Raw genomic sequence first — 12548 nt, forward strand, 5'->3', positions numbered from 1 at the left:
GGGCGGCTTCCGGGACGGGGACCCTGCGCTACTGCACCTCGAGCCGGCCGATGGCGAACCCGCTGCCATCCACGACGTCGGTGCCGAGCCTGTCACGCAGCAGCGCGCGGAACTTCGGCCCGAGCGCCGTGCCGTCGAACACCACGCCCGAGGTGGCACCGGGCCGGAGGGCGAGCTGCACCGTGTAGAGGACGGAGCCCGCCGGGATGGCCGTGTCCGTCGTCACCGCGCCGTCGCCCGCGGCCTTCTGGCTCTGGCCGGTGGAGAGCATGCCCGCCAGCGGGCCGCTCGCCGGCAGCTTTCCGTAGGCGGCCGTGGGGTTCTGCCCCGCGGGCAGCGCCGCGCCCGGGAGCATCAGCGAGCCACCGGCCTGCACGCGCTCCAGGTCCAGCGGCAGATTCATGCCCACCGAGTAGCCGGTGAGTTGCTCCCTGGCCACCAGGTCGAGCACCACGGTGGTGTTCGTGGAGGCCGGGTTGCGTACCAGGGCAATCCTCCCGGCCGACGCCGGGTCCACGTAGACGAGCTTCGTCCCGGCGACCACCGCGTCGAAGGCCGCGCTGGTGGTGCCCGTGAGGTCCGTGGCGCCCGCGGTGAGCGTATAGCCGTTGCCGGCCGCGCTCACGGTGAGGTCCTCGAAGAAGGCCACCCCGTTGGTGGCGGCCACGGTGAGCGTGCCCGCCAGCGTGGCGCCGGACGGGTTGTTTCCCAGGGCCACGGTGATGCTGTCCGTGGCGCCGGTGACGGTGTTGCCGAAGTCGTCCTGCACAGTCACCTGCACCGCCGGGCTGATGGGCACGGCGACGGAGGAGCGGGAGGGCTGCACGGTGAAGACCAGCCGGTTCGCCGCGCCCGCCGCGACGTTGAAGGCGGTGCTGGTGCCGGCGGTGAGCCCCGTGGCGCTGGCGGTGAGGGTGTAGCCCGTGCCCGCGCGGGCCAGCGACACACCCGGGAAGGTGGCCACTCCGTTGACGGCGCTGACGACGATGGTGCCCGAGAGGGCGCCTCCACCCGGGTTGTTGCCCAGGGCCAGGGTGATGCTCGTGGTGGCGGTCGTCACCGTGTTGCCACCGGCGTCCTGCACCGCCACCTGCACGGCCGGGTTGATGGCCGTGCCCGCGACGGTGTTGCCCGGCTGGACGATGAAGGCGAGCTTGCTGGCCGCGCCCGCCGTCACGTTGAACGCGGTGGACGTGGCGCCCGTCAGGGACGTCCCGGAGGCCACCAGCGTGTAGCCCGTGGCCACCTTGTCGACGGTGAGGGTGCTGAAGGTGGCCACGCCGCTGACCGTCGTCACGGTGGTGGTGCCGCCCAGCGTCGCGCCGCCGGGGTTGTCGCCCAGGGCCATGCCCACCGAGACGGCCGGTGTCGTCACCGTGTTGCCCAGGGCGTCCTGCACCGTCACCCGCACCGCGGTGAGGGTGGCGCCCGCCGCGACGTTCACCGGCTGGGTGGTGAAGGCGAGCTTGCTGGCCGGGCCCGCCGCCACGTTGAAGAGGGCGGAGGTGGTGCCCGTGAGGCCCGTGGAGGCGGCGGCCAGGCGGTAGTTGTTGGCGGTCTTGTTCAGCGTGAGGCCCGGGAAGGTGGCCACGCCATCCACCGCGTTGACGGTGAGGGTGCCGCCCAGCGTGGAGCCTCCGGGGTTGATGGACAGCGACACGGTGATGCTCGCGGTGGAGCTCGTCACGGTGTTGTTGTAGGCATCGCGCACGCCCACCTTCACGTCGGGGGTGATGGCCACGCCGGCCGTCACCACGTTGGGCGGGTTCGTATAGAAGGAGATCGAAGTGGCCGGGCCCGGCGTCACGTTGAAGGCCGCGCTGGTGCCGGTGGTGAGGCCCGTGGCGGCCGCCGTGAGGGTGTAGCCAACGCCCGTCTTGGTGATGGACAGGGTGGAGAAGGTGGCCACGCCATTCACCGCGCTCGCCGTCTTGGTGCCGTTGAGGATGCCCACGCCCGGGTTGTTGCCGATGGCCACGGTGATGCTGTTGGTGGCCGTGGTCACCGTGTTGCCCGCTGCATCCACGACGCGCACCGTCACCGCCGGGGTGATGGCGCTGCCGGCCGCCACGTCCGAGGGCTGGACGCCGAAGGCGAGCCGCGTGGGCGTGCCCGGGACGACGTTGAACGCGATGGAGGTGGCGGTGAGGCCCGGCATGGAGGCGGACAGCGTGTAGCCGGTCCCCGCCCGGTCCACCGCCACACCCGTGAAGGTGGCGATGCCGTTGACGGCGCTCACCGACACCGTGCCAGTGAGGGAGGCGCCCGTGGGGTTGTTGGCCAGCGCGAGCTGGAGCGTCGCCGTGCTGGACGTCACCGTGTTGCCGAAGGCATCGCGCACCGACACCCGCACCGCAGGGTTGATAGCGGCGCCCACCACCGACTGGGAGGGCTGGGTTTCGAAGGTGAGTGCCCGGGGCTCGCCCGGCGTCACGTCGAAGGGCTGCGAGGTGGTGGAGGTCAGGCCCGTGGACGAGGCCGTCAGGGTGTAGCCCGTGCCCACCTTGCGCAGGGACAGCGTGCTGAAGCGGGCCACGCCGGCCACCGCGTCGGTGGTGAGGGTGCCCTGGAGCGTGTCACTGGTGGGGTTGGCCGCAAGCGCCACCGCCACCGGGCCCGTGAAGCCTATGGCGAGGTTGCCCTTCGCATCGAGCGCCGTCACCTCCACCTCGGGGGTGAGGTTGCTGCCTGCCGCGGTGCTCGCGGGCTGCACGCGGAAGGCGAGCTGCGTGGCCGCGCCCGCGACGACGTCGAAAGAGCCGGAGCTGGCGCCCTCCAGCCCGTTGCCGGACGCGGTGAGCGTGTACGTGCCCACCTTGTCCACGGAGAGGTCCGGGAAGGTGGCCACGCCCGCCACGGCCGCCACGGTGACGGTACCGGACAGCGTGGCGCCGGTGCCGTTGGTGCCGAGCGCCAGGGTGACGCTGTCGATGGCACCGGTGGCGGCGTTGCCGTGCGCGTCCACCAGCCGCACCTGCACCGCCGGGGTGATGGCACTGCCGGCCGCCACGTTCGAGGGCTGCACGCCGAAGGCGATCCGCGTCGCCGCGCCCGGCACGATATTGAAGGCGGCGGAGGTGGTGGAGAGGCCCGGCATGGAGACGGACAGCGTGTAGCCAGTCCCCGTCCGGTCCACCGCGACACCCGTGAAGGTGGCGATGCCGTTGACGGCGCTCACCGACACCGTGCCCAGGAGAGAGGCGCCCGTGGGGTTGTTGGCCAGCGCGAGCTGGAGCGTCGCCGTGCTGGACGTCACCGTGTTGCCGAAGGCATCGCGCACCGACACGGCAACCGCAGGGGTGATGGCGGCGCCCGCTACCGTCTGAGAGGGCTGGGTTTCGAAGGCGAGCGCCTGGGGCTCGCCCGCCGTCACGTCGAAGGGCTGCGAGGTGGCGGAGGCAAGCGCCGCGGACGAGGCCATCAGGGTGTAGCCCGTGCCCACCTTGCGCAGGGACAGCGTGCTGAAGCGGGCCACGCCGGCCACCGCGCTGGTGGTGAGGGTGCCCTGGAGCGTGTCACTGGTGGGGTTGGCCGCGAGCGCCACTGCCACCGGGCCCGTGAAGCCGATGGCGAGGTTGCCCCTCGCATCGAGCGCCGTCACCTCCACCTCGGGGGCGATGCTGGCGCCCGCCGCCACACTCGCGGGCTGTACGCGGAAGGCGAGCTGCGTGGCCGGGCCGCCGACGATGTCGAAGGTGCTGGAGGTGGCGCCCTCCAGCGAGGTGCCGGACGCGGTGAGCGTGTACGTGCCCACGCGGTCCACGGAGAGGTCCACGAAGGTGGCCACGCCCGCCACGGCCGCCACGGTGACGGTGCCGGACAGCGTGGCGCCGGTGCCGTTGGTGCCGAGCGCAACGGTGATGCTGTCAGTGGCGCTGACGGCGGCGTTGCCGTGCGCGTCCACCAGCCGCACCTGTACCGCCGGGGCGAGCGTCGCGTCCACGGCCGCCGAGGCCGGCTGCGTGACGAAGGCCAGCGACTTCGCCTTGCCCGGCTTCACGCGGAACGCGGCGCTGGTGACGGGCGCCACGCCCGGCGCACTGGCGACGAGGGTGTAGCCCTCACCGGCCTTGTCGAGGGACAGCTCCGGGAAGAGCGCCACGCCGTCCGTGGTGTTGGCGGTGAGGGTGCCGGAGAGGGTGCCGCCCTCGGGGTTGGCGCCCAGCGCCAGCGTGACGGGCATGCTCAGGGACACCGGGTTGCCGGCCTCGTCCCGCACCGTCACGCGTACGCTCGGGGAAAAGGTGCCTCCGGCCTCCAGCTCGCCGGGCTCCTGCGTGAAGACGAGGTCATGCGCCACCACCGGGGCGGCGGTGACGGTGAAGGGCTGGCTCGTCGCGGACTCCAGGCCCTGGGCCCGCGCGACGAGCGTGTAGCCCTCGCCCGCCTTGTCCAGCGCGAGCGTGGAGAAGGTGGCCACGCCCTGGGCCGTCGCGGCCGGCGTGGCGCCGGAGAGGGCTGCGCCCGAGGGGTTGGCCTCCAGCGACAGCGACACCGTCACCTGCGCGCCAGGGACGACGGCGCCTTCCGCGGTGACGACGGACACCTTCACCGCGGGGGCGATGGATGCGCCCGCGACGGCTTGCGACGGCTGCACCGTGAAGACCAGCCGCTTCGCCACCGGCTGCTCGGGAGGCTTGGAGCCGCCGCAGCCGGTCAGGATGAGGGCGCCGGTGAACAGCACGAGCGCCAGGTTCTTCAGGCTCAAGGGAGACATCTCCAGGAAGGGGGAGTGGGAGGCGCGGCTCACGGGCGGCCTCCGATGCGGTTGAGCAGCTCGGTGAGGTCCGCGGAGTCGGTGCCGTTCACCGTGCCCGTCAGGTCGGTGTTCCAGTCGTAGTAGGGCTCGGCCGCGGTGGACGGGTTCGTGCCCAGGCGGCTGGCGGCGGCCGCGAGGTCCACGAAGTCCAGCTGCTGGTCCCGGTCCCAGTCACCGTTGCCGTTGACGCCCTTCTCGGCGGTGGCGGACGGGTAGATTTCCCACAGGCCGCGCCCGAAGGTGGACACGCGCATCATCGAGCCGGTGCGGCTGATGAACATGTCCGTCACCTTCGCGAGCGGGAAGCCCTGGCCGAAGCGCTGCCACGTCTGGCCGGCGTCGGTGGAGCGGTACACGCCCAGCTCGGTGCCCACGTAGAGCGTGTTGTTGGTCAGGTCCGACGGGTCGTACCGCACCACGTCGATGCCCACGTTGGGCAAGTCGAAGCCGGTGCCGTTGCCGTGCAGCGGCGCCCACGTGGCGCCTCGGTCCTGGGTGAGGAAGAGGTGGCCCAGGGCGTCCGGCACCACGGAGACGTTGTCGTTGGTGATGGGCGCCGCGCTCGCCGCCACGTACACGTCGCCGGGGTTCTTCCCCGTCGGAGTGGTGGGCGGGAAGGCCACCTGCGTCGTGTAGAGGACCTGCTCGCTGGGGGAGATGGTGCCGTTGCCGTTGACGTCGAAGCCCAGCACGCTGCTCTGCGTCCAGGTGCAGCTGGTGGTGGTGCCCTGGCAGTTGCCGGTGACGTAGAAGCGGCCGCCGCTCACGGACACGCCGTACAGGCCGTCGATGTTGGCGGACGCGGAGAGCAGGCGGGTGTAGCCGTTGAGGCAGGGGCTGATGGCCTGCCACGCGCCCGTGCCGCTCACCCGGTGGACGGCGGTGTCGGTGGCGGTGAGCACCGTGTTGGCGTTCGGGCTGGCCGGCGCGAGCGCGTAGCGCATGATGAACGGCTGGTCATCGATGAGGGCACAGCCGGAGCGGGGCGTGGCGTCCTTCGCGATCCACGCCGTGCCGGAGTTGCATTGGCTGTTGGCGGCGCTGGGGACGCAGTAGTTGCGCTCGCCGTTGACGCTCGCCCAGTAGATGGTGGCGCCGGACGCGGAGTCCCTCGAGGCCGCCGCGCCGAAGCCGTCACCACCGATGACCTGGTTGAAGGTGGTGGACGCGGCGCCCGCGGCCGGGTCCCTGAAGCGCGTGCCGTTGTCCTGCAGGCCCGTGTAGGCCAGGTACGGGTTGCCCGTGGCCGGGTCCCCCGAGGCCACCGAGTAGCTCAGGTGCGTGACGATGCCGCGGTTCTGCCCGTCCCACACCACCTGCGGCGGCGTGGCGTTGAAGAGGTTTCGCGAAACGAAGAGGCCGCCGTCCGTGCCGGCCATGGCCACGTACCCGGTGGCGGTGCGGACGATGAGTGCCCGGTGCCAGTCCGCGTGCACGTAGTCCAGCGCGCCGCCCGTCACGTTGCCGTAGCCGCTGCTGGGCAGCCAGTGGGACACGTTCTCCCAGAGGGGCGAGGCCGCCAGGCCGTTGGTGGTGCGCAGGCCGCACAACATGCCGCCCACGAGGACGTTGTTGTCGTTCCCCGGGTCCACCGCCAGCGCGGCGTTGTACCAGGCCTGCGCGTCGTTCACGTTGACGGTGCCGCAGTCGCGCTCACCGCCCACGGCGTTGGTCCGGTTGGACAGCGTGCCGGTGGCGGCCGTCCAGTTGTCGCCCGAGTTGATGGAGCGCCAGTACCCGACGCCCGCGGGGGCGTTGTACTCGTCCTGGTTGCCGAGCTGCGCGTACACCACCGTCACCGGCGGCGTGGCGCTGGACGGCGTGCCCGCGGCCAGGGTGATGCGGCCCACGGAGGTGGTGGGCATGGTGCCCGCCGCCTTGCGCGAGGCCCACGTCGCGCCCGCGTTGGTGCTCGTCCAGATGTCGCCCGGGTTGCCCGCGGCGCAGTCCGTGTTCGTCAGCTGGCCGTAGCCCGCCTCCGGCGGCAGCGAGGCGGCGCTGCACGCGTACGTGCCGCTCAGGGCCCAGCGGCTCACGCCGCCGACGGCGCCCGTGTAGACGATGCTCCACACGCTCTCCGCGCGCTGGAGGGAGCCCGAGTTGGGCAGGTCCACCAGGGTGAAGCTCGCGCCCGCGTCGGTGGAGCGGAACAGGCCCACCTCGGTGCCCACCAGCACGACGCTGGGGTTGGCGGGGTCCACCTTCACCGCGCGGATGCGCAGCGCCTTGACGGACAGGCCGCCGGAGCCCGCGGGGTACTGGCCGGACAGGCGCACCGGCACGCCCCACGTGGCGCCGCCGTCCTGCGTCTTCACCACGTGGCCGCCCGGCGTGTCCACGAAGTCACCCGCGCCCACGTAGAGCGTCTCGGGATTGGTGGGGTCCAGGTCCATGGCGCCGATGGCCAGGTTGCCCAGCGTCTCGCTCACCGGGTACCAGGACGGGGTGGCCGCGCCGAAGTTGAACGTCTTCCACAGGCCGCCGCCGCTCGTGGCCAGGTACACCACCTGCGGGTCCACCGGGTGGACGGCGATGCCGGAGATGCGGCCCGAGTCCACCTCGTTGTAGAGGGTGCCGTTGTACTGGAAGGTGGCGTTGGTGGGCCCCAGGTTCACCCACGACTGGCCGGACACCACGGCCTTGTCGGCACCGGACGGCGCAGTGAACCAGTCCCATGGCGCGGGCGGGCGGGGCAGCAGGGTGCTCCAGCGCTTTGCCTCCGCATGGGCGACGCGCGCGCGGTGCTCCATCACCTCCGCGGTGGGTACGCCCCACATCATCCGCGCCGCAAGCTGCCGGCGCAGCGGGTCATCGCTCTCGGCCTCTCCCTCCTCGGCCTCCGCCTGGCCGCGAGACGCCGCCAGCTCGCGCAGCACCTCCGGGGTGGCCTCGCCCGCGCGCGGGTCATGGAGGAACTGGGCGAACGTCGTGCGCGCGTTGCGATTCTTCCAGCGCTTGTACGCGCTGGCGCCGGAGGGCACGGCCACGACCGCGACCACCGCGACCGTGGAGGTCGCGATGAGCCACCGATAACGCTTGAGCAATGAAGGCCTCGTGTGGGGAGAACGAAGCCGTACTCTCCGTTGCAGGGGGACGAATCGTCAACTGGATGGCATTATTGTGCCGTGGCTGTACGGCTTTCCTTGACTCCAGGTGTGTGGGGCAGGCCCCGGACGCGCGGAATCCCCCCGGCGGCGGAGGCCAGGCGCGGCTGCCGGCCGAGCGTCACCAGCCGGTCATGGGCGATGACGAGCAGCAGCGCGTAGAAGCCGCACGAGACGAGCACGTGCCACCACGCATGGAACTGCGGGTTGGGGAAGCCGTGCGCGGGGAGCGTCCCGTTGAGCGTGGGGCAGAACTGGATGTCGCTCAGCCAGAGGACAATCGCGAGCGCATAGGCGGCGATGCCGAGCCGGAACAGGCGCTTCACCTTCACGTCCGGGCTGCGGCGCTGGAGGAAGTACGTGCGGCCGAGCGCGTAGAACTCGAGCGACGCGAAGCTCACCTGGAAGAGGAAGAACTGCGCCGTGCCGCGCGTGAAGGCCGTCAGGTACGTCACCAGCACGGCATGCCCCACGAGCAGCAGTGGCAGCCAGTTCCCGAAGCGCCGCTGGGGCCGGTTCTCCAGGAGGATGTAGACGATGACGATGGCCAGGTAGAGCATCGGCAGCTCGTCGAGCATCTGGAACTCGCGCAGCAGCGTCGCGTGGAAGGCGGTGCTGCCCACGCCGACGACGGCGAGCAGCGCGAAGGCGAGGAGGAAGCGGCGCTCCAGCACGTGGCGGTGGAGCACGATTCCGAGCAGGCCCACGAGCACCAGCACCAGGCTGGAGGCGGAGTTGAACAGCTCACCGACGTGGAAGAGGTGCTGGTAGTTCGTCTCGCACCAGTCCACCGTCGAGGTGCTCGGGCCCCAGAAGCCCACCGTGGATGACGACATAGGGCGCGGGACGGTAGCTGGGGGCGGGTGGGGCGTCCAGGCTACTCGGGCGGCCGCCGGGGCAGCTCGACGATGAACGTCGCGCCCGCGTCCGGCTCGCTCTCCACGCGAATCGTTCCGCCGTGGGCCTCCACGAGCTGCCGGGTGATGAAGAGTCCCAGCCCGAGCCCGCCGAAGTTGCGGGAGGCGGCGCGCTCGAAGCGCTCGAAGATGCGCGCCTGGGACTCGCGTGGAATGCCCACGCCCTGGTCCGCGACGAGCAGCCGTGCCCGCTCCGCGTCGCGCGTCACCTCCACGCGGATGGGCCGGCCCGCGCCATACCTCATCGCGTTCGTCAGCAGGTTCAGCAGCACCTGCTCCAGCCGGAGCCGGTCCCACAGTCCCACCACCGGCTCGCCGGCCACCAGCGTGAGCGCGCAGTCCGTCCGCTTCAACTGCTCGCGCACATGCGCCACGACGCCCTGGGCCAGCTCGGCCAGGTCCAGCTCCTCCAGGCGCAGGGCGATGCGGCTGTCGTCGATGCGGGACACGTCGAGCAGGTGCTCCACCAGGTGCGTCAGCCGCTTCAGCTGCTCGTCGAAGACCTCCAGCATGCCGGAGACCTTGAGGGCGAGCTGGGGCCCGTCATGCGGGCGCGAGAGCGTCCGCTCCATCTGCTGGGCCCGCAGCTTCATGGACGTCAGCGGCGTCTTCAGCTCGTGCGAGGCGATGGAGAGGAACTCGTCACGCGTGCGGATGGACTCCTGGGCCTTGGTGTAGAGCTGGGCATTGTCGATGGCGAAGGCCGCCCGGCGTCCCAGCTCCTCCACCAGCGACAGGTCCGGCAGCGCATCCGCGAGGCCCGCCTGCGCGGAGACCAGCGACAGCACGCCCAGGATGCGGCCTCGCGCCCGGAGCGGCACGCTGATGGATGGCCGGTCCTGGAGCGGCCGCAGCGCCAGCCAGCGGGGCGCCTCCAGCGCCTCCGGCGACAGCATTCCCCGCGACTCACGCGACGCCTCCGAGCGGCCGGTGGACATCACCCACGGAGGGCCCCGGGCGGCGGAGGGGTCCGGAGGGTGGAGCTGGAGGAACTCACGCACCTGGAGGGCCAGCTCGGGCGAGCTGTCGGCGATGGCCACGGGCCGCAGCGCCGCGTCCTCGCCCGGCATGAAGACGACACAGAGGTCCGCGAGCGTGGGTACCGCCAGCTCGGTGACGCGCTGGAGCGTGGCGGACACGTCGAGGGACGTCACCAGCTCGCGGCTGGCCTCGGCCAGGAAGCGCTGCGCCACCTCCGCCTGCTTGCGCTCGGTGATGTCGGTGGAGATGCCGCACAGCGCGTACAGGTGGCCCGACGAGTCGATGAGGGGGAACTTCTGCGTGAGGAAGGTGTGGAGCCCGTCCTCCTGGGGGATGCGCTCCTCGCGGGCCAGCGACGCGCCGGTCTGGAGGATGGACTGGTTCGTCTCGTGCAGCGGGTCGGCGAGCTCCTTCGGGAGGATGTCGTACGCGCACTTCCCGGCGACCTCCTGCCGGGTGCGGTGGAAGAGGCGCTCCCACTGGCGGTTGACGAAGATGTAGCGCTCGCGGGGGTCGAGGAGGAAGAAGACGGTGGGCGCGTTGTCGAGGATGGCCCGCAGCCGCTTCTCGCTCTCCAGCAGGGCCTCCTCCACCCGCTTGCGCTCCGTCACGTCGATGAGCACGGCGAGGGAGCGGGTGACATTCCCCTCGGCGTCGCGCTCCGCGATGGCGGACAGGAGGACGTCGATGGGCTCTCCTCCCTTCTTCACCATCCGGTACGGGACGTCCTTGCATGCACCCGTCTTGAAGTACTCGGGCAGCACGACGTCGCGCGCGTACCGGCGGGACTCGGGCGTCATGAACTCCACCGAGGAGCGGCCGATGACGTCCTCCCGCCTGTAGCCGAGCGTGGACAGCCAGTAGTCGCTCACGCTGATGAGCCGGCCCTCGCGGTCGATGGAGTGCATCATCACCGGAGTGCTGCTGTAGAGGGAGCGGTACTGCTCCTCGCCCTTGCGCAGCCGGTCCATGGCCCGCTTGAAGCGGGTGACGTCGTTGAAGACGGAGACGCCGCCCCGGAGCATGCCGGCCCCATCCCGGACGGGCCGGGCGCTGACGAGCAGCCAGGCTCCCGCGGGCCTGGCCGGGCTGCGCATGTAGATTTCCGCCTGGTCGACGTCCTCGCCGCGGATGGCCCGGGCCATGGGCAGCTGCTCGGCGGGGTAGGGCGTCTGCGTGTCGGGCAGATAGAAGCCGTAGATGGCCGGCCAGTGGGGCAGGGCGGCGTCCGTCATCCCGGTGCCCAGGATGCTCTCCGCCATGGGATTGAAGAGCGTGAAGTAGCCGCGCTCGTCCGCCACCACCACCCCTTCGCTGATGCTCGCGAAGACGGACTCGAGGACTCGTGCCTGCTTCCGGAAGTCCGCGTCGATGGAGGCCGGGTCCTCGGGAATGTCACGCGGGCGAGCCATGGAGCGGTTGGAGCGGGAGGTCGCCTCCCAACGTCTACGGTGCGGACGGACGGGCCCCCCGCCAACCCGGGACGTGCGCGCCGCGCGGGGCTCGATTGGTCGGCGCGCGGGACTCCCTTGGGGTCTGTCGGAGTCATGAGATACACGGGAGGTCATGACCTCCAGATTCTTCCGCTTCTTCGCCGTGTCCATGGGGCTTCCCGCCCTGTTCAGCTGTGGGGCTCCTCCTTCAGGTGGCGAGTCCACCGCCTCCACCATCGTGTCGTCCCAGGCACAGGCGCTGGCCGACAGCACGCCCGCCGCGACGGGCGTGCTGGCCTTCCTCAATGACCACTCCACCACGGTCAGCGTGCTGGACAACGACGTGCCGCTGAACGTGCTCGCCGCGCAGTCGCTGATTGCCTGGCGCACGGGCCCCGATGGCATCGAGCACACTGCGGATGACCGCCGCTTCGTCTCCATCGCCCAGGTGGACGCAGTGCCGAACGTGGGCCCGGCCGCGCTCGCGGCCCTGGAGTGGTACGCCAAGGGCACCGGCCGCGTGACGGGACTGCCGCTGGACGCGCTGGTGGGCAACTTCGACGGGCTCGACTTCACCGTGGCCGAGGCGCGCCGTGCACTGAAGGCGGCCAACACCGAGAGCGGCCCCGCGCTGGCCTCCGCCGGCATTCCGGCGCTCGCGGTGCAGGACATCCTGACCGCGCGCCCGCTCTTCAACCTGGTGACGCTGTCCCGGCTGCCTAACGTGGACTTCACCGCGCTCCAGGGCCTCAAGGCGATGACGGCGCTGGCCCCCGAGGGCGACCCGTGCACCGGCGCGGGGACCTGCCAGGCCGGGCTCGTCTGCGAGGGCCGGCCGAATGACGGCTCCAGCAACTTCGGCCGCTGCATCAACCCCGCGCCCATCCCCGGGGACGGTGACACCTGCTCCGTCTTCGTGCCGTGCCAGGCGAAGCTCGACTGTCGCGCCATCCCGTCCGGCTATCCCGAGGGCTGGTGCCGGCCCGCGTGGATGACGGGGAAGTTCACCCAGTACGCGGACGTGTCGCTGCCGTCCACCACCGCGCCGGTGGTGTCCACCGTCCCCGTGGTGGGGCTGGCCACGGTGCCCGAGGACATCCTCGTGGAGCTGGACCTGGTGCACACCGCGCCCCACCGGCTGGTGCTGACGCTGGAGGACCCGGGTGGTGACACCGCGCTGCTGTGGGATGGGCCGAACGAGGGCACGCCTCCGTCGCTCATCTCCGTGACGCGGGGCATCTCGCGCGACGCCTCCATCAACGGGCGCTGGCTGCTGCGCATCACCAACCCCTCGGGCGTGGGCAGCGGCACGCTGCGCTCGTGGAAGCTGAAGCTCAACAGCCGCTACGACTGA

The 12548-nt window shown here is 71.5% G+C and carries 5 protein-coding genes; 1 reads left to right on the forward strand and 4 read right to left on the reverse strand.

The annotated features are described in order from the left end of the window. Nucleotides 1-28: 28 nt before the first annotated feature. The 4 genes from ACX9TP_RS16395 to ACX9TP_RS16410 all read right to left on the reverse strand — a co-directional run bounded on the left by ACX9TP_RS16395 (nt 29) and on the right by ACX9TP_RS16410 (nt 11173). Nucleotides 29-4708 carry a beta strand repeat-containing protein gene (locus tag ACX9TP_RS16395; protein ID WP_482980660.1) on the reverse strand — a complete coding sequence of 1560 codons (4680 nt, stop codon included), beginning with the start codon at nt 4706-4708 and terminating at the stop codon, nt 29-31. A 38-nt stretch (nt 4709-4746) separates the two neighbouring features. Continuing rightward, nucleotides 4747-7803 carry a WD40/YVTN/BNR-like repeat-containing protein gene (locus ACX9TP_RS16400; protein WP_482980661.1) on the reverse strand — a complete coding sequence of 1019 codons (3057 nt, stop codon included), beginning with the start codon at nt 7801-7803 and terminating at the stop codon, nt 4747-4749. A 71-nt stretch (nt 7804-7874) separates the two neighbouring features. Then, nucleotides 7875-8699 carry a ceramidase gene (locus ACX9TP_RS16405; protein ID WP_482980662.1) on the reverse strand — a complete coding sequence of 275 codons (825 nt, stop codon included), beginning with the start codon at nt 8697-8699 and terminating at the stop codon, nt 7875-7877. Between the two features lie 41 nt (nt 8700-8740). Continuing rightward, entirely contained in the window at nt 8741-11173 is a 2433-nt protein-coding gene (locus ACX9TP_RS16410; protein ID WP_482980663.1) for a PAS domain S-box protein, read from the reverse strand. 154 nt (nt 11174-11327) lie between these two features. On the opposite strand from ACX9TP_RS16410, the gene ACX9TP_RS16415 reads away from it, so the two are divergent. After that, nucleotides 11328-12548, forward strand: a complete 1221-nt coding sequence (locus tag ACX9TP_RS16415) for a proprotein convertase P-domain-containing protein (RefSeq protein ID WP_482980664.1) — start codon at nt 11328-11330, stop codon at nt 12546-12548.

Source organism: Pyxidicoccus sp. M15 (assembly GCF_056858435.1).